This window comes from Pseudomonas sp. H3_E07 (assembly GCF_054668895.1).
Window position 1 is genome coordinate 1,540,320 of record NZ_CP162795.1, and the last position, 24,423, is coordinate 1,564,742.

Here is a 24,423-nt window from a genome sequence, read left to right on the forward strand (position 1 = left end):
TCAATCGACTATGGGCGCTTTATGGCAAACCGATTCGAAGCAGGCTGCGCTGCCACCTGACAGCCCGGATCAACCGCCATTGCCACACAGCGCCCGCACGCGAACAGCGTGGTGGCGACTGGTGTGGTTGGTGCTGTTGCTCGCCCTATGCGCGCTGGGCTGGGCCGCCAGCGTGGAAATGCGCACCTCGCGCCTGCAGGCCCGCTACCTGAGCCCGTTGGCCGCATCGCTCAGTTATCGCCTGGAACCCGGCGCCAGCGATGCCATCGTGTATCCCGGCGACGGCCCGTTCGACCGGCGCCTGGGCTACAGCGCGCTGAACGAATTCCTGCCGCGCCTGCTCAAGCGCAATTACTTGATCCAGGCACAAACGCGCTTCTCACCGGCGTTGATGGACTATGCCGAGCGCGGGCTGTTCGTGCCCTACGCAGAAAAAGTCCAGGCGGGCCTGAGCATCACCGATTGCCGCGCCGCGCCGCTGTACACCTTCACCTACCCGCAACAGCTCTACACCCGCTTCGCCGCAATCCCGCCGCTGGTGGTGCAGAGCCTGTTGTTCATTGAAGACCGCGACCTGCTCGACCCCACGCAACCGCTGGCCAACCCGTCGGTGGACTGGCCGCGCTTTGCCAAGGCCGCCTGGTCGCAAGTGGCCAAGCTCGTGCAATTGCCGGGGCAGACCGCCGGCGGCAGCACCCTGGCCACGCAGCTGGAAAAATATCGCCATTCGCCCGACGGCTTGACCGTGTCCGGCGGCGAGAAAATTCGCCAGATGCTGTCCGCCAGCGTCCGGGCCTACCAGGCCGGGCCGGACACCCTGGTCAGTCGGCAGAATATCGTGCGCGACTATCTCAACAGCGTGCCGTTGTCCGCCGTGCCGGGCCACGGCGAAGTGCATGGCTTGGCCGAAGGCCTGCGGGTCTGGTACGGCGCCGACTTCAACCAGGTCAATCAGGCCTTGAGCGACAGCGCGCAAGACCCGGCGAGCCTGGCCAGACGTGGCCTGGCCCTGCGCCAGGTGCTGTCGCTGATGATTGCCCAACGCCGGCCCTCGCACTACCTGACCAAAGGCCGCGAAGAACTGGCGCAATTGACCGACAGCCATCTGCGCCTGCTCGCGCAGAACCAGGTGATCCCCGCCACGTTGTCCGCCGCCGCCCTCGCCAGCTCGGTGACCTACCGCGACTGGCAGCAGCAGCCGACCGTCCAGCCAGTGGAAACCAACAAGGCCATCAACGTCGCCCGCAGCCGTCTCGCCAGCCTGCTCGACCGCTCGCTGTATGACCTCGACCGCCTCGACCTGTCGGCCACCAGCACCTTGCACTACGCGCTGCAAACCCAGGCCACCGACTACCTCAAGCACCTGGCCGACCCGACGTTCGCCGCGCAAATGGGCCTGCTCGGCCCGCGCCTGCTGACGCCACAAAGCACGCCGCAGGTGCGCTACAGCTTCACCCTCTACGAACTGACACCCGATGGCGCACGCGTGCGGGTGCAGACCGACAACACCGACCAGCCGTTCGACATCAACGAAGGCAGCAAGCTGGAACTGGGCTCCACCGCCAAACTGCGGGTGCTGACCACCTACCTGCAAATCATCACCGAGCTGCATGAACGCTATCAGGCACGCACGCCCGCCGAGCTGAAAAACGTCGAACTGCCCGAGCAGGATGTGCTCTCGCGCTGGGCGCTGAATTACCTGACCCAGCACAGCGACCGCGACCTGGCGAAGATGCTCGACGCCGCCCTCGACCGCACCTACTCGGCCAACCCCGGCGAGGCGTTTTTCACCGGCGGCGGCCTGCATCGCTTCCATAACTTTCGCAACGAAGACAACGGCCGCAACCCGACCTTGCGCGATGCCCTGCGCGAGTCGATCAACCTGCCGTTCATTCGCCTGATGCGCGACCTGGTGCGCTACACCACTTACTCTGGCGAAAACAACAGTGCGCGCCTGCTCAAGGACGACAACGACCCGCGCCGCCAGGAATACCTGGCCAAATTCGCCGACCATGAAGGCACCGCGTTCCTGCTCAAGTTCTGGAAAAAATACCGCCACAAAGACACCCAGGCCCGGCTCGACACTTTCATGGACAGCCTGCACCCCACCGCGATCCGCCTGGCCGCCGTCCACCGCTACCTGCTGCCCCAGGCCAGCCAGGAAAGTTTCAACGGCTTCGTGCGCTCGCACCTGAAAAACCTGAAAACCACCGATAAGCTCACCGACGAGCGCCTCGAACGGCTCTACCAGAGCTACGGCCCCGGCGCCTACGACCTGCCGGACCAGGGCTATATCGCCAAGGTGCATCCGCTGGACCTGTGGTTGCTGGGCTACCTGCTCAACCACCCCGAAGCGACCTTCGACGAGATCGTCAAAGCCAGTGAATTCGAGCGCCAAGAGGTCTACAGCTGGTTGTTCAAGAGCCGTCACCAGAGTGCGCGCGACAGCCGGATCCGCACCATGCTGGAGATCGAAGCGTTCCTCGATATCCACCAGCGCTGGCAGGCCGTGGGCTACCCGTTCGACCACCTGGTGCCGTCGCTGGCCACCGCCATCGGTAGCTCCGGCGACCGCCCCGCCGCTCTCGCGGAACTGATGGGGATCATCCTCAACGACGGCGTGCGCCTGCCCGTGTTGCGTATCGACAGCCTGCAATTCGCCCGCGGCACGCCCTACGAAACCCACGTCGCCAACGACCCGAACCGTGGCAAACGGGTGCTGCGCAGTGAAGTTGCCACGGCGTTGCGCGGCGCGCTGTCGCAAGTGGTCGACGCCGGCACCGCCAAGCGCGTGGCCGGCAGCTTCAAACTGGCCGACGGCACTGCGCTGGCGATGGGCGGCAAAACCGGTACCGGCGATAACCGCATCGAAGCCATGGGGGCCGGCGGGCGCATGCTCAGTTCCAAATCGATCAACCGCACCGCGACCTTCGTGTTCTACATCGGCGCCCATCACTTCGGCACCCTCACCGCGTTTGTGCCGGGGGCGTCGGCGCAGCACTTCACCTTCACCTCGGCCTTGCCGGTGCAGGTGCTCAAGGGCATGGCGCCGCTGCTCAACCCGCTGCTGCAACCGGGCGACCCGGCGTTGTGCCTGGCGGGCAAACACTGACGCGCGGCTGCACTACCTATCTGCCACCCCAGCGCGGCAGCGTTGAACACACTCCTGGATCACCCTTTGACAGGACCTGATCCGTGCCCGAATTACCCCAACCCAACAGCGCCTTCCACGGCGCCCACTACACACACATCCGCGACGCCCTGCCAGACTGGCTCACCCACGCCACGCCGGGACGCCTCGGCGCACTGAAAGCCGCAGGCGTCAAACACCTGACCGCGCCAGCCCCGCTCAAGGCCGCCATTGCCGAGCATTGGCAACAACAAAACCGCCTGGACCAACGCCTCGCCGGCTTGAACGACGTGTACGCCTTCGCCGAACCCTTGCTCAAACACGCCCTGCGCAACTACGGCAACCTGGATGTACGCAACACCTACCTGCGCCTCTACGTCGACGCCAAGACAAGTGGGTGGAAGCTCAATGTGACCGGCGCCCAGGTGAGCAAGACCTTTTCGTTGCTCGATGCGGCGCTGTACAACTTCGCCGCCGACCAGACCTTTCTCGACTTCGCCTTCCTCGGTCCGACCGATGCGCGCGGGCAACGCGACGTGCTCTCGATCACCCACCGCCGCAGCGGCACGCGGCTCACCGCGCAACAGTTCAAAGACATTTGCCGCCAGCTGGATATCGGCGCGCAGTATCAACTCAAGCTCAGCCAGGCCCTCGGTTTCAAGAACCCGGCACTCGCCCGCACCCTGCACGGCGAAGTCACGGCACGCCACAAGGCCGCGCTGAAAAGCGCCGCGCACCTGGCCCTGGCCAAGGCCGACCTGAAGCCCGATGCCCATGCCGCGATGCTCAATCTGGTGGACGACCAGCCGACCCCGCGGCTCGACGGCGCCGCGCTCCAGGCCTACACCCTCAGCGTGATGAACATCGCCCTGGTGGGCATCGTGCTGTTTATCGCCGCGCCCAGCCCGCGGGTGATCGCCTACGTCGCCGAAGACCCCGCGCACCCGCTCAAGGAATACCCTTCGCCCCAGGCGTTCATGCAGGAACTGACCCGCCAATTGCGGGATAAGGCGCGCTACCAAGTGTTCTTCAGCCAGTTCGTGCCCCATGCCAAACGCGCGGCCTTTTTCGCCGGGATCAATGCGCGCCTGAGCCACATCCAATGGCATCAGAAACAGCCCACCGACAGCGGGCCGAGCTGGCAAGACACGCCGATCAGCGATCCCAACCTGCACTTCAGCCTGCACGCCTGGCAGGACGACTATCGCCAACGCCCGCCTTCGCCGGCCGCCGATACGCTGTGGGACTACCTGTTTCGCACCCAGCTGAACAAAATCGTCAACGACGCACGCAACATCGCGCTGTCCACCGTCGACGTCGACCGCCGTGCCCGCTGGGCCTGGTGGGACAACCTGGAGCAGATGCTCGCCGACATCCTCAACGCGGCGTTGCTGGTGGTCACGCCCTTCGTGCCGGTACTCGGCGAATTGATGCTGGTCTACAGCGCGTACCAGGTCATGGACGAGGTGTTCGAAGGCATCGTCGATTGGAGCGAAGGCCTGCGCACCGAAGCCTGGGAACATGTGGTGGGGGTGGCCGACAGCGTGATCCAGTTCGCCCTGTTCGCGGCGGGCGCCAGCATCGGTCAGTTGGCGCGGCTCAAGCTCTCGCCGTTTGTCGAGGGCCTGGTGCCGGTGCAACGGGCCGACGGCTCACGGCGCTTGTGGAACCCGGATATCAGCGCGTTCGCCCAGCAAGACCTGATCCCCGAAGGCTCGACTCCCGCGCCCTCGGGCTTGCACACACACCAAGGCAAAACCCTGCTGGCGCTGGACGGCCATCACCTGGAGGTGCATTACGACCCGCTCAGCGACGTGCACCGCGTGGTCCACCCCGAACGCGCGGACGCCTACCGGCCGCGCCTGCAATTGAATGGCGACGGCGCCGTGACCCACGAGGGCGAACGCCCGCGCACCTGGGAGCGCCCGCGGCTGCTGCGGCGTCTCGGGCATCGGGTGCAACCGTTCAGTGACACCCAACTGGAACAGCTCAGGGTCGCCAGCGCCACCGAAGACGGCGCGTTGCGTCGTGTGTACGAGCACAACGAAGCGCTGCCGCCGCTCCTCGATGCCGGCCTCAAACGCCTCGAAGCGGCCGAATCGATCCAGGTCGCCAGTGACAGAATCCGTGCGGGGCAAGCCTTGAGCGCCGACCCCAGCTCGGATTGGTTCGAGCAAATGGTCACCGAACTCGATGGCTGGCCCCAGGACAAAGCGCTGCAAGTGTTCCTCAAGCCCGACCTGAGCGGCAGCTCGCACCGCTACGGCGCCGCGCAAGCCGGCCCCGCCGACACCTTGCGCATCAGCCTCGGCGACGTGCTGTCCGGGCACTTGCCGGAGCGGGTGCTGGGCTTTCTCGATGAAGCGGCGATCACCCTCCTGCTCGGCGCCGAAGTGCCGGAATCGCAGCGGGTACAAGCATTGCGCGATCTGCTGGCCAACTACGTACTGAGCCAGAGCCGCGATATCGCCCCGGCGGTCTACCGCGCCCGCGAACAGAGCGACGCCCCCGGCATCATCGGCCTGCGCCGGGACCATCCCGACCTCGACCTGAGCCTGGCCCGCCGCCTGCTGGAGCGCGCCCGTCCCCACGAACGCGAGGCCTTGGCGAACGACCGGCATGCGCCCCTGCGCCTGCGCAATCAAGCCAGCGAATTGCAGCTGGCGGCTGACTCGGTGCATGCCTACGAAGGCTTTTATCCACCGGCCATGCCCAACCCGGCGACTGAACACCTGCTGCTCAAGAGCCTGCTGTTCAATACCGATGCGCTCACCGATCTGCACCTTGAAATCCGCGAAGCCACGGTCACGGGCTCCCTGCGCAGCCAGGCCGGTTCGGACACGGCTGCCACACGCCGGGTGCTGGTTCACACCCGCCTGGGCTATTCGGTCTACGACAATGCCGGCCAACCGTTACACCGCCCGGCCAGCCTGTATGAAGCCGTGTTGCTCGCACTGCCCAGCGAGCCACGCACCGCCCTGGGCTACCAACCCGGCGAGGGCGAAGACTTCAAGCACTGGCTGATGACCCACCTTGAACCCCTGGCCGAGCGACGCAAGGTCCTCGCCGGGCCCGACACCCACCGCGTCATGGAGCGGGAAACCGCGCAATTGCTCGGCGGCCCGCTGCTCAGCCGCTGCCGCCCCGCCCCGGCCGAGAACCACACGGCGTTTGCCAGGGACGTCCTGCAACGCCTGTTTCCGAGCCTCAGCGAGCAACGCCTGAACCGCTTTATCGAGGACATCCCCGCCGACCAATTGAGCAGCACCCTGAACGAACTGACCTTGCAGAAACACACCCTGAACACCCAGCTGCACACCTGGAAGCAATCGCCCACCCATCACCCCAAAGGGAGCGCCCAGGAACGGCAACAACTGGCCGCCCGCAGACGCCTGGCCCTCCTGCTGGAACAGTGCTGGGGCGAACGCTACGCCGAATACACCGACGATTGGGGCAGGACCCAATCCGGCGCGCGGGTCGATCTGGACGGCATGCCGTTACCCGAGTCGCTGCCCGCGCTGACCGTCAATTTTGAACATGTGACGTTCCTGAATCTGAGCCAGAGCAGCGTCGGGCAATCCCATTGCGGTTTGCTCAAACACTTCCCGGCGCTGCGCTCCCTGGACCTGAGCCACAACCACCTGACGAGCTTGCCGGTCGAACTGACGGCGCTGCGGCAGTTGCGCAACCTGAACCTGTCGAACAACCGCATGGTGCTGTTCCCAGAAGACGTGACGCGCCTGCGCAATCTGCGGCGCCTGCACATTGCGATTCTGGACCACAACCCCCTCACCGCCGCACCGGATATCACGCGCATGCCCAACCTGCGCCGCCTCGACTTGAACCACACGCAAATCCACCAATGGCCCATCGGCCTGTTCGCGCACGCCAGGAACGAGCTGTTCGACCTGAACCTGAGCGGCAACCCGATCACCACCCTGCCCGCACTGACCGCCGAGCCGACGGCCGCGCGCACCGTGGCGCGCACGCGGCTGGACCGCCACACGCTGAACGACGATCAGCGCGCCCTGTACGAACGCTACCGCACCGAGGCCGGGCTGGACCCGTATCGCACCTATGAACCGCAGGGCAACAGCGACCCGTGGCTGGTAGACGCCGATGCGGGCACCCGCGTGGTGCGCGAGCACCTGTGGGACGCCGTCGAAGACGAGCACGGCTCCCAAGGCTTTTTCGAGGTTATCAAGTACCTGGAGCCCCCCGAGTTCTTTGAAAACCCCCAAGACCGGCAGCGCCACGCCGCCAACCAGGCCGGGTTGACCCAGCAGGTCTGGCGCTTGATCAACGCCGCACACGCCGACAGCGCCCTGCGCGAGCGCCTGTTCAAGCTGTCGAGCTTCCCCGGCTTGTGTGGCGATGGCGGCGCGCAAATTTTCAATGAAATGGGGATCGAGGTCATGGCCAGCGAAGCGCGGCGTTTTTCAACGACCTTGCCTGAACTCGAAGGCCGCCTGGTGACCCTGGCCAAGGGCGCGGCGCGGCTCAAGCAGCTCAATCAGGTGGCCCAGGAAGAAGTCGCCCGGCGTCTGCGACCCAAAGCGGCCGGCGGCGAAGGCCAGCGCCTGCGCTCAGAAGTGCTGAACGGCGAAGCGGGCGAGGTGGACGAAGTGGACATCCATTTGGCCTACCAGACCTCGTTGGCCAACGAGCTGGACCTGCCCTGGCTGTCGGACCATATGCTCTACCGCGACACCGCCGACGTCAGCGCGAGCCGTATCCAACAGGCGCGCATCAGCGTCATGGAGTTGGGCCGGGGCGATGGCCTGGTCAACCAGATGTTACTGGAGCCGTACTGGGAGACCTTCCTGCAGGAAACCTACGACAGCCTTTATCAACAGAATCTCACCGAATACACCGAGAAGTTCTACCGCCTGGACGACCTTCAAACCCTGCAGTCGCAATGGCATGCCGAACAGGAGCCGCAGCAGAAAGCCCGGCTCAGGGAACAGCTCAAGGCCCTGGCCGACGAACTGCACACGCAGGAAAGCGTGGTGTTCGCCGACACGCCGATCAGCGACGCGCTGTACAACCGCCTGCTCAATGACCTGGGCTACAACGAGAAGGAATGGATGCGCGGCCTGACACGCGAGGCGCTGAAAAAGGCGCACCTGCGCCGTAACCGCGAGCCTCTGCCCACACAGTGAGGCCAGTGCAGGCGCGAGCATGTTCGCGCCTGCCCTCGTTGCTCAGCGGGTATCGGCATCGGCCATCCAGCGACAGGTCTGGGACCGGCTGACCTGACGCCGATGGTCGGCCAGTATTGTCGCCGCCGTCGGGGTCATCCAGCGCGAAAATGACAGCGGCAGCTCGGTTTGCCGGGTCGCGTGGTGCTGCTCGGGGGTCTTCAGATACGCAGCGGTAAACAAGTCGTCCCGACCGACAGCCTGCTGATAGTAAAGGTGGATATACCCCTCTGGCTGACGGGTATGAACGTCCACGACCTGGCAGAACTGCACATAATCATCCGCAGCGTCGTCCACCCGATACCGCCCCGGTCGGTTGACCAACTGCACCTCATGGCCCGCCAGGAGCGCGTCGACCCCGGCCTGGACCGGTGCGCGTGCCTTGATCACCGCGATCCTGGCATGCACCCCCTGTTCATACAAACGGGCCGCCGCCGCGCGCCAATCCGCTTCAATGCGTTGCGCCGTGCTGCGGTGCTTCACCGGCCAGCGGGCAGCGCTCGCTTGCGCCAACTTGCGACGCATCGCTTCGGCGCACTCAAGCAAGAAAAACGCCGGCACCGCGAGCACGTCTTGCAGCGAATGAGCCCTTTTGGCCGTGGGGACCATCCTCAACACCTGGGCGATCATGCGCTCGACACCGGCCACCGTTTGCTTGCCGTGCTCGATCATCTCAACCAAGGTGCCGGCCCTTGCACAGCCAAGCGTGGCGGGTGCTCGCTCCAGCGGGTCCCACAAACCATCGGCCGCCTGTTTGAAGGAGGCAATCAACTCATCCGCGCGGTCGTGCACTTGAGCGATGCGCGCGGGCTGTGCGTGAGTCGGCTCAACGATACGCCCCCGATAAACGTCGCCGCCGCGGGTACGAATCAGGCTGTTGCGCGGCGCGCCGACAGCTGCAGCCGGGGCGTTGTCCGTCAGCGCCTCCAGCAGATTTTTTTCGGCGGTGGCGTGCAACTCGTCGATCAAGGTTTGAAGCTCATGCAGGTAGTCCAGATCAAACGCTTGCGGCGTAATGGCCCTGCAAAACGCCAACCGGTCGGCGGTATCGCCATACACCTGCAGCACGCTGTCGAACAACTCGATCCGCTCGGCTTGCGTCAGCGCCATGAATCCTGCATGGGACTGACTCGCGCACGCGACGCGCTGAAGGGTCTGTGCCAGCATCCCGGCAAACATCGCGTCGCTTCCCGAATCCTCGGCGCGCCAGGCCGCCTGCCACAAACGCCGGACCTGCTGCGCCTGCAGTGCCAGCACCGAGGCTGGCGCAACGGCCAGCGTGAGGGCCTGGCCCTTATCGGCGCCACAGCCGATGACTGCCGTCAACTCATCGAGGTGACGGTTTTCCAGTTCACGCCAGTGAATCGCCCCATTGTAGGCGGCCAAGCGGTTGCGCCGGTTCTCGCTCACTTGCTCTTGCGATATCGACGCCAGCGAGGTATCGAGTGACGCGATGTAGCGTGCTTCCAGACTACCGAGGGTGCGTGCCGTGCCCACCAGAGACTCAAGCAGCGCACAGACTTGCACCTCATAGCCCAGGCGCGGTGCCAGGGCGCGCAGCTGCCGGAGCGCGTGTAATTGCTGGGACAGCGCCTTCAACTTGAACTGCAAGATCTGGTGGTATTGCTCACGCACCTGGTTAGCGGCTGCATCTGCAAGGTTGTCGACAATGCTGTCCACCAGACTCGACAGCACGCTCACTTGGCTCTCAGCCTCAGCACGTGTGCTGTCGGCGCCATCGTAGAGCGCTTGCCACTCTTCAAGACGCAGATTCGTCTGTAGCCGAGCCTGCTGAATGAGCGCCTTCACACGGAGAACGGAGCCCCATTTATCCGGCTGCTTGAACTGCTTGGGCGCTGGGATACGGGTCAACTCCAACGGATTTTGCCCCATCTGCGGCGTCGCAAACATCAACGCTGACAGGTCCAGTTGCAACTGCACGTTGGCCGGCGAAACCCGCTGCGCGAGCACCCACGCCAGGTTGCCCAGCACGTCGACACCCGTGGTAGCCCCGACATCCTGGCGCACAGTGTCCATCAACTGCCCCAGCCACCCGGTCAGCGTGTCCACGCCCTGCACCAGTGGCATCAGCCCATCGGTCAGCGACCAGCCTGCCGCTTTGAAGCAGGCCCAGTGCCGTGCATCACCACCCGATACGGGCCATTCACTCAAGGTTTCCAGCGCCAGATAGAACGCCTCGCGCAGGGAATGCACCGACTCGAGGTCCTCGCTCACCTCCACCGCCAGCGCCGCGTTGTCATCGACCGGCAGGGCGCTGAGCAGCGGCTCGAACACCGCTCGGTGACTCGTCGGCAGCCATGCCAGGACACTGTCGCGCAAGGCACCAGGCGCCTTGATCGCTGCGTGCAGATCCTCCAGCGAGGCAAATTCCTGTACGACCGGATTCAACAGCGGTCGATACAACAGGCACGCGCCCGGTGGCGCCTGCCGGGGCATCAACAGGTGCATGTGCTGCACAACGGCCGTCTGCCCTTGAGGCATGGCCTTGAGCGTCAGCGGCAACAGACGGGAGGATGCCCGCAGTCCCGCGGCACGCTCGCTAATGAGGCGATAGCCCTGCTGGGTCAGCCCGTGCAGCCCCTGGATTTTGTATGCCATTGCCAGCATCTTCAGCTGTGACAGCACCTGATCGCCGGCCAGGTCCCGGTCCCAGTCTTTGGCGGCGTTGCCCTTGGCCAACCGTTGCCTCAGAACCGCGCCGTAAGTCTTGGCGATATCGGCTTTGGCCAGCCAGTCTCTGAGCAAGGGCTCGGTCAGCCAGGCGGGTGCGGGGGCGCCTTTGAGCGTGACAGTGATGGGGCTCGGCGTGAACCCGCCCAGGGTTTCCAGCGCCCACTCGGTCAGGGTCAACTCAAGGGGCGCAGCGCTCGGCGGGCCGAACACCCCATGGATATCCAGGACCTTGAGCTCGACCGCGCGTGGCTCGTTGTCCAGACAGTCTTGCAACGCTGCTTCGGCAAACGCCGCCAGAGACGGGACTTCGGGGAAAAACCGCTTGCCCGCGCCCTGGTTCAAGTGGCGCACCTGCTCGACCAGCAGACGCCCATATTGAAGTCGATCAGTTTGCGCGGCGTTGAACAGCCACGCCGGGATGGCCTCGTGAACGCCTTGTCCGAACGCTGTCAGGGGGGACACAAACCAGCGACGCGTGTCGGTGATGGCATTGAGCAGCGCCTGATACTGTTGCGCGGTTCTACGCACCGTGGGGTCGATGGCGGCAATTTCACTCAACTGGCGTGCCAGGTAACCGCTTGCCAGCGATTCAGGGGCCAGGCCTGCGTGCTCAACGACAAACCACTCACCTGCCGGTTCATCCAACAACGGGCTCAGGTGATCGGCCAGCAACGGCCCGATATCGTCCAACTGATCGATCAACTGCACGCCCATCGCTGGGCTGTAGAGTGCCATGTCCGTGGAATGCGTTGCCTGGAGCAACCACAGGGGCAGGATTTCGCCCGAATCGTCGTCTCCCGCGTCCTCGCGGCGCAGGTGAACCGTAGAGACACGCAACGGACCGGCCGGAGCGGCCAGCTCCCCGCCGGGGTTGGTGAAAGACAGCGAAAAGAACGTATCAAGATGGCGCTGGCTCATGCCAGGCTGCCTGGGCGTATCGCTGACGACGCCCATCAACGCCTCGACCAGCGGCCACCAGCGCGTTTTCCACCAGGCCTGCAACTGCTCCCGGTAAGACGCCAACAACAGCGCGCCGCGCTCATTGACCAGCACTTCACACTCGAACAGATCCAGTGTGCTCGGCTCATAGTCATCCCCCACCCGCTGGACACTCTCAAGGTGGCCCGGCACGTAGAGCACCGGTTCACCATTGACCAGCCGCGCCACCAGTGCGTCCGCCAACGCGGTGTAGTCATACGTCGCGGTCTGGCTCGCCAGCGGCGTGCGCAGGTAAAGCTGCTCGACGGCCAGTGTACGCGCCGCGAAGTGCTCGTCCAGATGGGCCTGGGCACTGGCCTGGGCCACCGCCCGCAGGGACGGTGGATCGGCGAACAGGGCGTGGATCGTATCGATGTGAGTCTGACGCAGCAGCGCCGTGGGATTGGCTTGTGTCACAAAACTAGCTCCTTGCCTGGTGAGTCGACGACTCACCCAAGCCTGGGAAACTAGTTCCGCAGCCATGGGCAACGGCGGTAGACAGTTAGTCCCGGATCACCGTGACGTGTGGTTTATGCGCACCGGCTTCACTCGTCCTCGATACGGCGCGCCGCTCATGGGTACCACGCGCAAGGCGTCAAGCCCCAGTTTCGGTGGGTTGCAGGTGACTTTGAGCGCAATGTTGTCGCGGCCGTTGAACAACACCGGCGGCGAGGTAAGCGTCCACCGCGCTCAGGGTTTCAGTCACCGGGTTTGAACGCATGGTTTGCTCGCGCCGGCAACACAGGCCTTGCAGCCAATCCGGGATAAACGGTGTGGGCAAGATTCGCTCTGAGCCGAACGGCAATTCGCGCTTTCCCCCTGCCGCATGCCGACAGGGGGCGCCAGGCCTACTGGACGTGCGTGAGCTTGAGCACCTGATCAAGGGCGCTGAGCAGTCGTTCGAACACGGTAAAGCGCTCGTCCTTCAGTTCTGCCCAGCGCTCGATGAAGAAGCGGCCTTGATCGTCGATCTGGATCGGCGTGGAGAGGATCTCGCCACTGCGCGAGTGATGCACCAGGTTCACTTCGTGGGGTGAACGCTGCTCGACCATGAACTGCCCCGGTCGCGTCAAGCGTGAACGATCGGCGGGCACATAGGCGGGAGGAGGACGCTTGCCAGGAATGCCGACACTCAAGGTGAAGTCGCTGCGGATCGCCGTCAGCCGGTTGGGGTACAACGACGAGCCGTAGGCCACTGTCCACTCCAGCCCTGAACGCAACTCGGTGGTCGTGCCCGTCGGTACATCGAACGTCCGCAGGCTGATCGCGCCTTGCGTTTGGGCCACCCCGGCAATCCCTTCGACCGGAAACACATGGCCGTTCCCCATGTGCGCCACCCACTTGTGCGCGCCCTGGGCGACCTGGTCTTGACGGATGACCTCGCTGGCGAAGAAGTTGAACATCGACGTCCGCGACGTGCGCGGTTCGCTCATGCCCTTGGTGTAGTAGCTCGATACGCAATCCAATGCGCGGATGCGCAGGCCGTGTTTGCCCGCCACTTCCACCACGCTGGTGTAGGTGTGCGGCCCCTGGTACTCGATCATGTGGCCACGGTCTAAGGTCCACAGGTGGTCCTTGAGCGGTTTGGCCAACACCCCGGTTTGATGGAAGGCATCCAGGTGCACCTGGTGCAGGTCGGTGAACAGGTGCTCCATGTACAGGGTTTTGACCCCCTGCGCCTTGAGTACGCTCATCTGATCGATCAGCAGGGCTTTGCTCGATTGCTCGGCGTGGCTCTCGCAGATGATCAGCCCTGGGGCGTGTTGGTAGCTGCGCTCGATAAAGTCGGCGGGCGTGGTGCTCGCCGGCAGGTCCGGCAAGGTGGGCCGGGGTGGCAGTTCATGGGTTTTGAAGAACTCTTGCGCGCGCTTATTCAGACGGTCGCGGGTTTTCCGAAAGGCGTTTTCGGCGGCGGCGATTTTCGGGTTGAGCGAGCCGTAACGGGTGTCGAACGGATGCGGGTCTTTGCCCATTTCGTGCAGTTCTTGGGTGAATCGTGGGTCGATATCGAAGTCGCTGAAGGTGTTAGCCGCGCGGGGTGCGCTGACGAACACAGGGGGCGCGCTGTAGGAGGTTTGCAGGGTCAGCTTGAAATCGGCTTTGGCCAACGGATCGTCGGCGATCGAGCCGGGCACGTCGTTCCAGATGCCTACCGGCTGGCCGGCAGCGACGTCTTCGACGCGCACACTCAGGGTCTTTTGCAGGTCCGCCAACCCTGGGGTCTGTGTGTGCGTGTTGAGGCGGCGACTGTCGACCAGCGCGACCCAACCTTCGCTGGTTTTTTCGGCGAGGTCGGTCTCGATCAGTTTGTGGGAATAAAAATTGCGCTGGGCGTTGGGTCGCGGGCTGACCATCGCACCGTTGCTCAGGTTGAAGGCTTTGTCCACCTCGTAGCCGGTGGACGCATCCAGCGCACAGACGGCGATTTTTTCGCGGCGTGCCGCCAGGATCAGGGCGCGATAGGAGTGCGGCGAGTCTTTGGCGATCCCCAGGGCTGTCTCGATTTTTTTCAGATAGTCGCCGATGTGCCTGTAGCTGCCGCCGGCGTTGAACTTGTCCAGTTTGGCCCGGAACAAGTCGCCCGGCAGGTATTCGATATACAGGCGTCGCACGCCCTGCTCGTAGAGGGTGGGCATGTTGTCGATCAGCAGCTGTTTGGCGGCGAGCGAGCCAGGCACCGCGCCCAGCACCAAGCCTTGGTTTTCCTTGAAGGCGCTTTCCAGGATATGCCGATGGCTCGCGTTCACTTCCAAGGCCAGCACATCGGCCCTGGGGACGATGGGTTTGAGCTGGGCGAAGAAGGTGTCGGCGTCGCTGCGCAACTGCAGGTATGCCTTTAAATACGGAGCCCGTAGCGGGCTCATTTCATAGGTCAGCAGGCTGTCACGGGTGCCCTCGCCTAACAACTGATCGACACTGGAGTGTTGCCCAAACTCCAATGTCATCAGGGTTTCGTAGTCTTTGGCCTGTTCGATCGGCACTTCATAGCGCTGCAACGCATGGGGTGTCGGCAGCGCACGTTTCGGCGCGCCGCCGGTGAGGCCCGAGCGCACCCAGCGCCCCTCGACCGTCTGGTTGACCAGGCGCGCAGTCGACAACAGTTTGCCGCTTACCGGGTCTTGGCGAAACAGCAGATAGCGGCCCAAGGCATCGGGTTGCTTGGGCGCCCATAACGGCCGGCCTTCGAATAGTACGGCCTGCATAGCGGCGGGCGCGGGGGGCGGTGGCTGCAGTTGTTTGATCAGCGCCATGGCCTCGCGCGGCGCGGCTGGGCGCATGAGGTGGCGCATCGGCCGCACCAGCGGGCCGATGGACTTGAGTGCCGGGCGCAGGTCGGTGAACACCGCGCCAAGGCTGTTGCTCAGGTAGCCGACGAAGTGTTGCAGCGCGGCGTCGGTGTCGCCCTGGTTGTAGGCGTGCAGGGCGAGCATGCCGTCCTTGAGCGCCAGCAGCAGGCCCAGGCTCAGGCTCAACATCGGGAACGGCGCGGTCGCAATCGCGATCAGCGGTTCGAGGCAACGCCAGACCAGGCCAATGATCATGTCGGTGCGATTGACCGTGGTGGCGGCCACGTCGTCGATCTTGCGTTGCAGCTTCATGTCGTGCAGCAGGTGACGCAGGTCGAGCACGGGCGGCACGTGCTCGATCGTGTCGTAGCGCGCCAGGCTCAGGTCGGTGCTGTTGAGGTCCGCGGGCAGGCCGGCCTGGGCGGTTTGCAGAAAATGCCGCACGCGCACCTGAGACTGCACCGCGACGCGGGTGCAGAAGTAGTCGAGCATGCCGTCGACTTTTTTCAGCAGGTAGTTGAACTGCCTGGCTTCACGGAAGAACACGCCGTCCGGGGCCTGCGGTGTATAGAGCAACACCGGGTTCGCGGCGTGGCTGAACAGCAGGGTGTCGATCACCCAGTCGCCATCGATCATCAGGCGATGCACGCGGTAGGTGCTGCGCGTCTCGACCGAGGTGTCGTCCAGGCTCTGGACGGCGCGCTCGAACCAGTCCAGATCGGCCTGGACGATATGGCCTTTGAGGCGCGACTCCAGCGCCGCGTTGCGCAACTGCAACTGGTTGATGGCCAGCGTTGCATCGCGGCGCAGGGCGTAACCGGGGCTGGTGGGGTTTTGCAGTTTGGCCTGGACTTCATTGGCGTAGCGCTGGCCGATCCACACGCCGCGCACTGACAGCCCGACATTGCGCGGCGTGAGCTTGCTCAGGTCGACCCCGGCCGGGCCCATGAAGGTGGCGACGGTTTCGAACTTCGCGTCGAGAAACCCCAGCGACTCCTCATAACCATCGCGATACAGCCGGGTATAAGTCACGGACGCGGGGCGCGTTAACGCCGGGAAGTTTTTGGGGTAATGCACCCACACCGTATCGGGGTCGACATCGTTTTGCCGCTGGCGGCCAAGCAGAGTATTGAGCTGTACCTTGGCCTGGGCATGCAGGAACCGCTCGAAGGTGATGAAGCTGGCGTCGGACAACGGGTGCTGCGCGTAGGTGTTGGCGGCGCCTTCGGCCTGCTCGGCCAACAGCGTCAATTGTCGGCGCTGGGCCTCGCTGGCCGCGCGGTACCATGTTGGGGTGCCCCAGTGGTAATCGTCGGTCTGCACCGCCAGCAGCTGGCCGCGCAAGGTCTTGAGGCAGTCGGCGTGGCTGCTCGCCTCGCTGAAGGTGACGTGACGGTATTCCTGGTGTGCCGGGATAAAGCCCAGGCCGGTCATGAAGGTGTTCAGGCCCGCACGGGACTTGAGGGGTACTTGCTCCAGCAGATACGCGCGCATGGCGTCGTCTGCACACCACGCGAGGAGGTGGGCCTGGCACAGCACTTCTGAGTCGAAACCATGAAACTGCTGGGCCTGGGGCGCTTCGGGGGTACACAGCAGCAAGCGCGTGAGGCCGCCCTGCTCGTCGCTTTCGCGCAGCAGCCAGAGGTCTTTGAGCACATAGCCATTGAGCGCAACGCTGCTCGCGCGCAGTTGCGCGTCGGTGCCGCGACGCAGGCGGGTGAAGCGTTGATAGTCGGCCGCGGTGATGTGGCGTTGCAGCTTGGCGGTGTAGGCCAGGGCGTTGAGGCGGCGGTCGAGCAACTGTTCGATGGCGGCATGGATCTCGGGTTTGGCGTAGTACTCGCGGCGCACGGTTTCAAACGCCACACGCGGCTTGAGGGTGTCGAGCAGGCCGACCAGATAGTCGGCGGTCAAGTCTTGATAGGCCTCGGGCAGCGGCGCGTCGGCATAGGTGAAGGAGGTATTGAGCAAAAACGTCGACCCGGCCAGTTCGTCGCCGCTGTGCAGGCCGCGCAGCGCCAGCTCGGTCAGGCCGTGTTTTTGTTCGTAGGTGCCGACCCTGGCCACGCTGCGACGCGTGCGCACGTGCAGGCGGTCGGGGTCAAGGTCGTTGATTTCCAGGTCAGTGGCCAGTTGTTCGAGCAACTGATAGCGCGCCAGGGTCTGCGGCGAGGCGGCATGGCCGAACAGGTTCAGCAGGGTTTGCCGGGCCTCGTCGTACTCGGCCAGGTGCCGCGCCAGAGCCTCGCGTTGGTGGCTGGGGGCGTTGCGGTACCAGGCCGGGGCGCTGTGTTCCAGGCAGCGGTCCAGCAGGCGTTGGGCGCGCAATTCCAGGCGCTGACTGAAGTCGGGCAACGCGGCGCGTATCGCAGCGTCCAGCTCGGCAAGCAGGTGTTGGGCGCTGGGGCCGGGGTTGCTCAGGGCCCAGTCGATATCCAGCGCGCGCTTGGCCAGCCGGGCGTCGTAGGTGTGTTCGCACAGCGGTTCGCCATCGATGGACGTCAACAGCAGAGGCCAGACGCCCATGGCGGACAGCCCCTGGTATTGGCGCGGCAGCAGGCTCATGAACTCCTTGCGCCAACTGCCGACCGCCATTGCTTCGCGCAGTTGGCTGTTCATCTCGGCCAGCGTGCCGAACGACTCAAAGCCACGGGCTGGGGTAAACAGCAACACGTAGCCGACGTCCTCCGCAGCGGTCAACTGCGTGACCACGGGGGTGTTTTTTTCGGTCAGCACAAAGGCCCCGGCGAATTCGATCGTCTGCGTTTGGTAGGTGAAGGTCAGCGCATAGATGCCCGGTCGAAAGCTCGGCCCCAGTCCCAGGTTCTGCACCAGCCGGGCTTCTTCACGATGCAGCAGATAGTCCTGAATGTTGAGCCTGGCTTCCAGTTCCAACGCAACCAGGCCCGCGTCGTTGGCCATGAACGTGCGCAGGCTTTTGCTGCCCAGCACACCGACTTCGTCCAGCTTCTGCAACTGCGGGGTGAGGTCGCGTTTGAGCGTCGCCAGCCGTCGCTTGCCCTCGTCACTCTGCAGGTCGACCTGGGCCACATCGGCGTACAGCGCACGATTTTCTTCAACATGCGCTTGCGTGTATGCCTTGAGCGTCTGGTTGAGTTTTTCCAACTGCTGCAACTCGATGGGGAGCGGCCGTTTGGACAGCAAAGGGGTGTCGGTTTCGAGCAACTGGTGACCGATCTGATGCAGATAGCCCCGTATTTCCAAGGAGGTCGGCGAGTAAGGGGGAGAAATCAATGTGCTCATCGCACTGGCTCCATGCACATGGGAAGGGCTATCAGCATGCTGGGCGCATCACGCGAGGCGGTGGTAGTTAAGTAGGGCCGCGACCATTGGTCGACTGATCTTGAACAGCCTTAAGATATATCTTAAGTTATATCTTAACCAGAACGGAGAGGCCCAAAATGAGAGAGCATCATTCCCACCACCACGGCGACGGCCGCGACGGCTTCGAAAAACGCCCCGGCCGAGAACGCGGCGGCCGCGGCCCACGCGTGTTCGCCCCCGGCGACCTGAAGTTGCTGTTGCTGGCGTTGATCGCCGAACAGGCGTGCCACGGCTACGACTTAATCCGCCAGATCGAAGGCCTGTTCGACGGTGCCTACAGTCCCAGCCCCGGCGTGATCTACCCCACCCTGACCTTTCTTGAAGAAAGCGAATTGATCAGCGGCGACGCCGAAGGTGGAAAAAAACGCTACACCCTCACCGACGCCGGTCGTCTTTCTTTAGGTGAGCAGGCGATTGCACTGGAAGGCGTGCGCATGCGCATCGATGTCAGCAAACGCTCGCTGCGCGGCCATGATCGCCCGCCGGAAATCCACGAGGCGGTGCATAACCTGCGCCATGCCCTGCAACTGCACCATGGGCGCTGGAGCGCCGAAGAAATCACGCGCGTCGCCGCGTTGCTCAACAGCACCGCCCGGGCCATCGTCGACGGCCCGGCCGTTCAACCTGTCCAGGGGGACTCCCAATGAATACGCCCGTCATCCATCGCGTCACCCACGAAATCAAACGCCGTCGCCTCGACGTGCTACGGGTGGTCGATATCACCCCGCGCATGCGCCGCATCACCCTCGGCGGGCCTGAGCTGGCGGGGTTTGTCAGCCTGGGCAGTGACGATCACATCAAGCTGATGTTCCCGCAAAACGCCGCCGAGCAGGCCGCGCTGCAAAGCCCGACGTTCAGCATCAAGGGCGATGGCCCGCAGCCGGCGATGCGCGACTACACGCCACGGCGTTTCGACCTCAGCCTTGGCGAATTGGATATCGACTTCGTGCTGCACGGCGATGGCCCCGCCTCCACCTGGGCCGAACAGGCCCAAGTCGGCCAGCACCTGTACATCGGCGGCCCACGGGGCTCGATGATCGTGCCGGATATCTTCGACAGTTACCTGCTGATCGGCGACGAAACCGCCCTGCCCGCCATCGCCCGCCGCCTCGAAGAACTGCCGGCCGGGCGCAAGGTGCTGGCGGTGATTGAAATCGCCGATGCGGCCGAGCAACAGGCGCTGCAAAGCGCGGCCGAGTTGGAAGTGATCTGGGTGCTACGCGGCCAGGTTGACCTGCTCGACACCGTGCGCACACTGACGTTGCCGAGCGGCGCGCTGTACACCTTCGTCGCGATGGAAACCAAGCTGTCGCGTCAGGTGCGTCGGGTGTTGCTGGACACGCACAAGGTCGATGAAGCGTTCCTCAAGGCCGTCGGTTATTGGCGTGCCGAGGGCAGTGAGGAAGAATGAGCCTGGTGCGGGTGTTACGGCACCCCCATCACCAATACCCCGCTGCCGCTGGTGGCGCCAGCGGCAGGTAGCGACCCCGCGCGCCGAACCAGAGAAAACGTCACATCGTCGCCCCCCACGCTGTTGGTAATGTGGGTCAGGAACGAACCGTTGACTGGAACCGCAGATCCCGCACGAATAAGGGCGGTGCCCACGTCCGGGTTGGACATCATCAGCAGGCGTGTGTCGAACGACGACGGGCTGCCTTTGTAGGAAATAGTTATCGGCGTGGTAATCCCGCCGTCCGGGCATGAGTAGGTAAGCCTACGGTCGCTACGGATCGTCGTGGTCAACGGATCGGCGCCGATGGCCCGCTGGTGGACGTTGCCGAAATTGATCTCGATCGGGTTGTTATTGTTGATCGTGCAGGTTGATGGGGAGATGGAGAAGTTGTTGGCAGCGATATACGTCAGGGCAAGTGCTGAACTGCCGGAATTATAGTTATTGGTCTGGTCGAGGTTTAACCTTCCGAGGACATCGCCTACTCGAACATCGATTGGGTTAGTCGGATTGTTGCGTATCAAAATATACGGCGTTACATCGACCGGAACCCCTACGCCGTTATTGGGCATGGTCGTCATTCGAATCCCATTCGGAACAGGGGTGTTGTAGTAGCTTCCATTTATGCGAAGACCGGTACCTTCGCGGGTGAATTTGGGACCGGGCACCCAGGCGGGACCGACTCTTGCCGACGTTGCCCAGTAGTCCGTATACCAAGGCTGGCTACCACCAAAACCGGAGAATCGGCACTCCAACCTCACCCCTTCGAGCATGATCCGGGTTCTGTCCGCCCCCAGCTGGACGGTGACAGGGACTTGCAGGTTGAGCGTCCCGCCGGCGCCTACAAAATTCCACGGCCCGCCATTTACACGACAATCCGTTGCTCTCGCGATCGTACTGAAACCCATCAGGACGAGCAGCGCCATCGCACTATAGAGTTGTTTCATTTTGATCCTTCTTGCACCTCTACCCAGGCATTGCCCAGCGAACATTCAGCCGGCGCTTTAAAGCCGCCTGGGGTAAGGTGAGGTTTATCTGAAGCGGTTTCCGGACTACGAGTGGCGGGTCACCGCGACGGTTATTCCAGCGTAAAAGTAGGCCGCTGGTCGTCTCGACTAAAACGAGTAAACGAGTGGGAATGTCACGGTACCCCCATCACGAGTACCCCGCTCCCGCTGGTGGCGCCAGCGGCAGGTAGCGACCCCGCGCGCCGAACCAGAGAAAACGTCACATCGTCGCCCCCCACGCTGTTGGTAATGCGGGTCAGGAACGAACCGTTGACTGGAACCGCAGATCCCGCGCGAATAAGGGCCGTGCCCACGTCCGGGTTGGACATCATCAGCAGGCGTGTGTCGAACGATGACGGGCTGCCTTTGTAGGTAATAGTTATCGGCGTGGTAATCCCGCCGTCCGGGCATGAGTAGGTAAGCCTGCGGTCGCTACGGATCGTCGTGGTCAACGGATCGGCGCCGATGGCCCGCTGGTGAACGTTGCCGAAATTGATCTCGATCGGGTTGTTATTGTTGATCGTGCAGGTTGACGGTGTGATGGTGAAGTTGTTGGCGGCGGTGTAGGTAACCGAGATCCTTGCCGTATTGGCGTTGTAGTTGTTCGTGGCGGTGAGACGCAGGATTCCCAGCGTATCCCCTACTCGAATATCGATCGGATTGGACGGATTGTTGCGCAGCAGAATGTAGGGCGTGACATCGATCGGATAACCTCTCAGGTCGTCAGGCAGTGTGGCGAACCTTATTCCGTTCGGGATAGGGTTATTTCGGTACGTTCCATTGATTCGCAAACCAGCCCCTTCCTGGCTGAATTTGATACCCGGTACCCAGGGGGTCCCCGCCGAGCTACCCGTTGCCCAGTAGTCCCGCCGGGAAGACGGGCTCTGCGAGCCTCTGGAGAACCCACATTCAAGCCGTGCGCCTTCCATCATTATCCGTGTACGATCTGCGGCCAAGGTCACCGTAACAGGGACCCGTAGGGGGAGTTCCCCGACTATCTCTGTCCACTGTCCGCCATTCACACGGCATGTAGCGGCGCTTGCGATCGTACTGAAACCCATCAGGACGAACAGCGCCATCGCACTATAGAGTTGTTTCATTTTGATCTCTCTTGCTGCTCTACCCATGCATTGCCCCGCGAACATTCAGCCCACGCTTTAACGCCGCCCAGGGGAGAGTTGAGGCTTGTCTGAGGCGGTTACGGGTAGTCCAGCGTAAACGTCGAGGTCACTGTGAACAGGCCATGCCCGATGGTTTGATCCCTGATCGCATCCGGCTCACCCTGCACATAGGCCTTGAGTTCAATGACATTGTTGCCATTACTCAGCACCTGTTCATCGCTGACGGTATTGAGCGGCAATGGCTTGTTGCTCGGCGTCTCTAAACCGACGCCAATACCTGATGCACCGCTTCCACCGTCCAGCGCGAACAATCCAGGGAGCGCCATGTTTTCCCTACCGCCGAACGTGATGGTGACCGTGTTGCCAATCGTGGTGTCGCAATCCTCCAGGTGCAGTTTGAAACCCTTCCCCTGTGAGCGCGTGTTGATATAGAGGTGCTTGCTGGTAACGTCCCAGAGTTCCAAGGTGATGGCCTCGTCGCCAGGGCGGATCGTACAAGCCTCTTCAACCAGATTGCCCTTGAAACTCAGGTTGTCCGCCGCCTGCCCCGCCGGGATCAGGCCGAAGATCAACAGGCATGCCAGCCCGGCACATGCCCAGCCTTTATGACGCATTTCATGTCGCATGGGCTCAACTCCTACTCGTATTCGGCCAATAGCGTGGCCACCGCCGTAAACCTTGCCGGGGCCAGAATGGCGCCCAGCGGTTTGACCGGTACGACTTCCAACACCGGCGGCGACGACAGGGTTATCTCCAGTGGCGTATTGAGTGGAAACGGCAGGTTATTCTGAAAAATCCGAATGCCCAGTTCAGGCACATTGGTCTGCACCGCCGAGCCGTCGAACACCGTGGGCGTGCCGTTCACACTCAACTTCAGCTCCCACGGGAGCGTGGCAGGGCTGCAGCTGATGGTGTAACCGAGCCCCCTGCGATATTTCACGCCATCGACTCGCTTGACGCCGACGTCCCCAAAGTCGACTTCGATGGTGTTGCCGCCATCGATCGTGCAAGGAGGAGGCTCGTTCAGCGTTCCGCTAAAGGTCAGGTTGGCCGAAGCACCACTGCAAAGGCCGATGGACCACCAGACGAGCAACGCTCGCGGTTGCCAAAATGTCATTGATCGTTCCTCTTCATTGGTAATCGACCACAAGGGTGGCGGTCGCATCAAATGCGCCTCCCGTCAGCGTGCTGCCCGCCCGTTTGACCGGCACCGCCTGCACCACCGGAAAGTTCGGATAGGTAAAATTCACCGCCGTATTCAGCGGCCAGTCAGCCCCGTTCACGAACAGCTTGACCCCAAGATCCGGTTTGCGGGTCACCAGCACACGATTGTCGAACGCAGCCCCCGAGCCCTTGAGTTCGAGGGTCAACGCGTTGCTGAAGGGGGAGTCGCACCTGACGGTGTAAGGCACGTCTCGACGATAATTGACCCCGTCCACCCGCGACGTCAGCAGGTCGTTCCCAAACGGCACATCGAGCGTACTGCCGTTGTTAATGACACAGGGCGGCGGCGCGATGATCACCGCGCGGATGGTCAGGCTGGTTTCAGCCTGCACGCCTTGGCCGACAGCCCACAGCAGGCTGCCAGCGATAAGAATGGCCCACGGGCCGGTTGAGGTTGCCATCACTCTGCCCCTACTCATAATTGAGCCTGAAATCCACCACGGCCCGAAACGCCCCACTGGTCAACGCCGCGGAAGTGCGCGTGGGTTGAACGTTCCAGGTCTGGACATTGCCGCCCAGGGGTAAAAACAACGGTTCGCCCCTGGCGCCCAACTGCACATCCCGCCCCAGTGCATCGGTCAATTGCAGGCCCATCCCGGTGACGCCTTGCACTTTGACCAACCGCGGATCATCAGCATCGGCGGGTGCGGAAAACGCCACCGACAGCACGGGTTGAAAGGCACTCCAGGTCAGGTTCCCGGTACGTTCACTGCGGATGCTGCCTGCGGTGCGGTGGCAATCGGTAAACCGCAGCTGAAACGCCACCGGTTTTGCCTGATCGCCGGGACGCTGCAACTGGCTGGTCGACACGGCGCCCAGGTCGACCGTTTGATGGAGTGAGGCCATCTCCAGGCTGCAGGGGGTTTCATGCATGGCCCCGGAAATGTTCAGCAGCCCATTCATGCCCTCGACATCCTCGGCCTGTGCGCCCCCCGCAAAGACCAGCAACAGGCCGCCCAAGACCTTCACATTGCGCGACTTCATGA

The 24,423-nt window shown here is 63.3% G+C and carries 12 protein-coding genes; 4 read left to right on the forward strand and 8 right to left on the reverse strand.

The window, feature by feature from the left end:
• Positions 1–10 precede the first annotated feature (10 nt).
• Positions 11–3,112, forward strand: a complete 3,102-nt coding sequence (locus tag AB4O08_RS07060; RefSeq protein ID WP_010212813.1) for a transglycosylase domain-containing protein — start codon at positions 11–13, stop codon at positions 3,110–3,112.
• An 83-nt stretch (positions 3,113–3,195) separates the two neighbouring features.
• On the forward strand, positions 3,196–8,292 hold the full coding sequence (locus AB4O08_RS07065; RefSeq protein ID WP_460114773.1) for a dermonecrotic toxin domain-containing protein: 5,097 nt from the start codon (positions 3,196–3,198) through the stop codon (positions 8,290–8,292).
• A 42-nt stretch (positions 8,293–8,334) separates the two neighbouring features.
• Here AB4O08_RS07065 and AB4O08_RS07070 read toward each other — a convergent pair whose 3' ends face one another.
• Positions 8,335–12,420, reverse strand: coding sequence for a hypothetical protein (locus tag AB4O08_RS07070; protein WP_460114774.1), 4,086 nt, complete (start codon positions 12,418–12,420; stop codon positions 8,335–8,337).
• 431 nt (positions 12,421–12,851) lie between these two features.
• On the reverse strand, positions 12,852–18,554 hold the full coding sequence (locus AB4O08_RS07075; RefSeq protein WP_460114775.1) for a dermonecrotic toxin domain-containing protein: 5,703 nt from the start codon (positions 18,552–18,554) through the stop codon (positions 12,852–12,854).
• Between the two features lie 158 nt (positions 18,555–18,712).
• Between AB4O08_RS07075 and AB4O08_RS07080 the strand changes: the two genes are divergently transcribed.
• Both AB4O08_RS07080 and AB4O08_RS07085 read left to right on the forward strand, forming a co-directional pair.
• On the forward strand, positions 18,713–19,282 hold the full coding sequence (locus tag AB4O08_RS07080) for a PadR family transcriptional regulator (protein ID WP_044286688.1): 570 nt from the start codon (positions 18,713–18,715) through the stop codon (positions 19,280–19,282).
• Positions 19,279–20,046 carry a siderophore-interacting protein gene (locus AB4O08_RS07085; RefSeq protein ID WP_021492549.1) on the forward strand — a complete coding sequence of 256 codons (768 nt, stop codon included), beginning with the start codon at positions 19,279–19,281 and terminating at the stop codon, positions 20,044–20,046. Before AB4O08_RS07080 ends, AB4O08_RS07085 begins: the two co-directional genes overlap by 4 nt.
• Before the next feature lie 14 nt (positions 20,047–20,060).
• Here the strand turns inward: AB4O08_RS07085 and AB4O08_RS07090 are convergent, their stop codons facing one another.
• From AB4O08_RS07090 to AB4O08_RS07115, 6 genes are all read right to left on the reverse strand, one after another.
• On the reverse strand, positions 20,061–21,032 hold the full coding sequence (locus tag AB4O08_RS07090) for a fimbrial protein (protein ID WP_047541288.1): 972 nt from the start codon (positions 21,030–21,032) through the stop codon (positions 20,061–20,063).
• A gap of 194 nt (positions 21,033–21,226) precedes the next feature.
• Positions 21,227–22,192 (reverse strand): fimbrial protein, encoded by a 966-nt coding sequence (locus AB4O08_RS07095; protein ID WP_010212825.1) that lies wholly within the window; start codon positions 22,190–22,192, stop codon positions 21,227–21,229.
• 98 nt (positions 22,193–22,290) lie between these two features.
• Complete coding sequence (locus AB4O08_RS07100) at positions 22,291–22,839, reverse strand: fimbrial protein (RefSeq protein ID WP_042571708.1); 549 nt, start codon at positions 22,837–22,839, stop codon at positions 22,291–22,293.
• An 11-nt stretch (positions 22,840–22,850) separates the two neighbouring features.
• A complete protein-coding gene (locus AB4O08_RS07105) occupies positions 22,851–23,330 on the reverse strand; it encodes a fimbrial protein (protein WP_010212829.1) in 480 nt (159 codons plus the stop codon).
• A 13-nt stretch (positions 23,331–23,343) separates the two neighbouring features.
• Entirely contained in the window at positions 23,344–23,838 is a 495-nt protein-coding gene (locus AB4O08_RS07110) for a fimbrial protein (protein ID WP_010212830.1), read from the reverse strand.
• A gap of 10 nt (positions 23,839–23,848) precedes the next feature.
• Complete coding sequence (locus tag AB4O08_RS07115; protein ID WP_010212831.1) at positions 23,849–24,421, reverse strand: fimbrial protein; 573 nt, start codon at positions 24,419–24,421, stop codon at positions 23,849–23,851.
• Positions 24,422–24,423 lie beyond the last annotated feature (2 nt).

What these genes read in the sequence shown, in the direction of transcription:
- AB4O08_RS07060 (WP_010212813.1), top strand. Translation starts at nt 11, where the DNA reads ATGGGCGCTTTATGGCAAACCGATTCGAAGCAGGCTGCGCTGCCACCT.
- AB4O08_RS07075 (WP_460114775.1), bottom strand. Translation starts at nt 18,554, where the DNA reads ATGAGCACATTGATTTCTCCCCCTTACTCGCCGACCTCCTTGGAAATA.
- AB4O08_RS07080 (WP_044286688.1), top strand. Translation starts at nt 18,713, where the DNA reads ATGAGAGAGCATCATTCCCACCACCACGGCGACGGCCGCGACGGCTTC.
- AB4O08_RS07085 (WP_021492549.1), top strand. Translation starts at nt 19,279, where the DNA reads ATGAATACGCCCGTCATCCATCGCGTCACCCACGAAATCAAACGCCGT.
- AB4O08_RS07090 (WP_047541288.1), bottom strand. Translation starts at nt 21,032, where the DNA reads ATGAAACAACTCTATAGTGCGATGGCGCTGCTCGTCCTGATGGGTTTC.
- AB4O08_RS07095 (WP_010212825.1), bottom strand. Translation starts at nt 22,192, where the DNA reads ATGAAACAACTCTATAGTGCGATGGCGCTGTTCGTCCTGATGGGTTTC.
- AB4O08_RS07100 (WP_042571708.1), bottom strand. Translation starts at nt 22,839, where the DNA reads ATGCGACATGAAATGCGTCATAAAGGCTGGGCATGTGCCGGGCTGGCA.
- AB4O08_RS07105 (WP_010212829.1), bottom strand. Translation starts at nt 23,330, where the DNA reads ATGACATTTTGGCAACCGCGAGCGTTGCTCGTCTGGTGGTCCATCGGC.
- AB4O08_RS07110 (WP_010212830.1), bottom strand. Translation starts at nt 23,838, where the DNA reads ATGGCAACCTCAACCGGCCCGTGGGCCATTCTTATCGCTGGCAGCCTG.
- AB4O08_RS07115 (WP_010212831.1), bottom strand. Translation starts at nt 24,421, where the DNA reads ATGAAGTCGCGCAATGTGAAGGTCTTGGGCGGCCTGTTGCTGGTCTTT.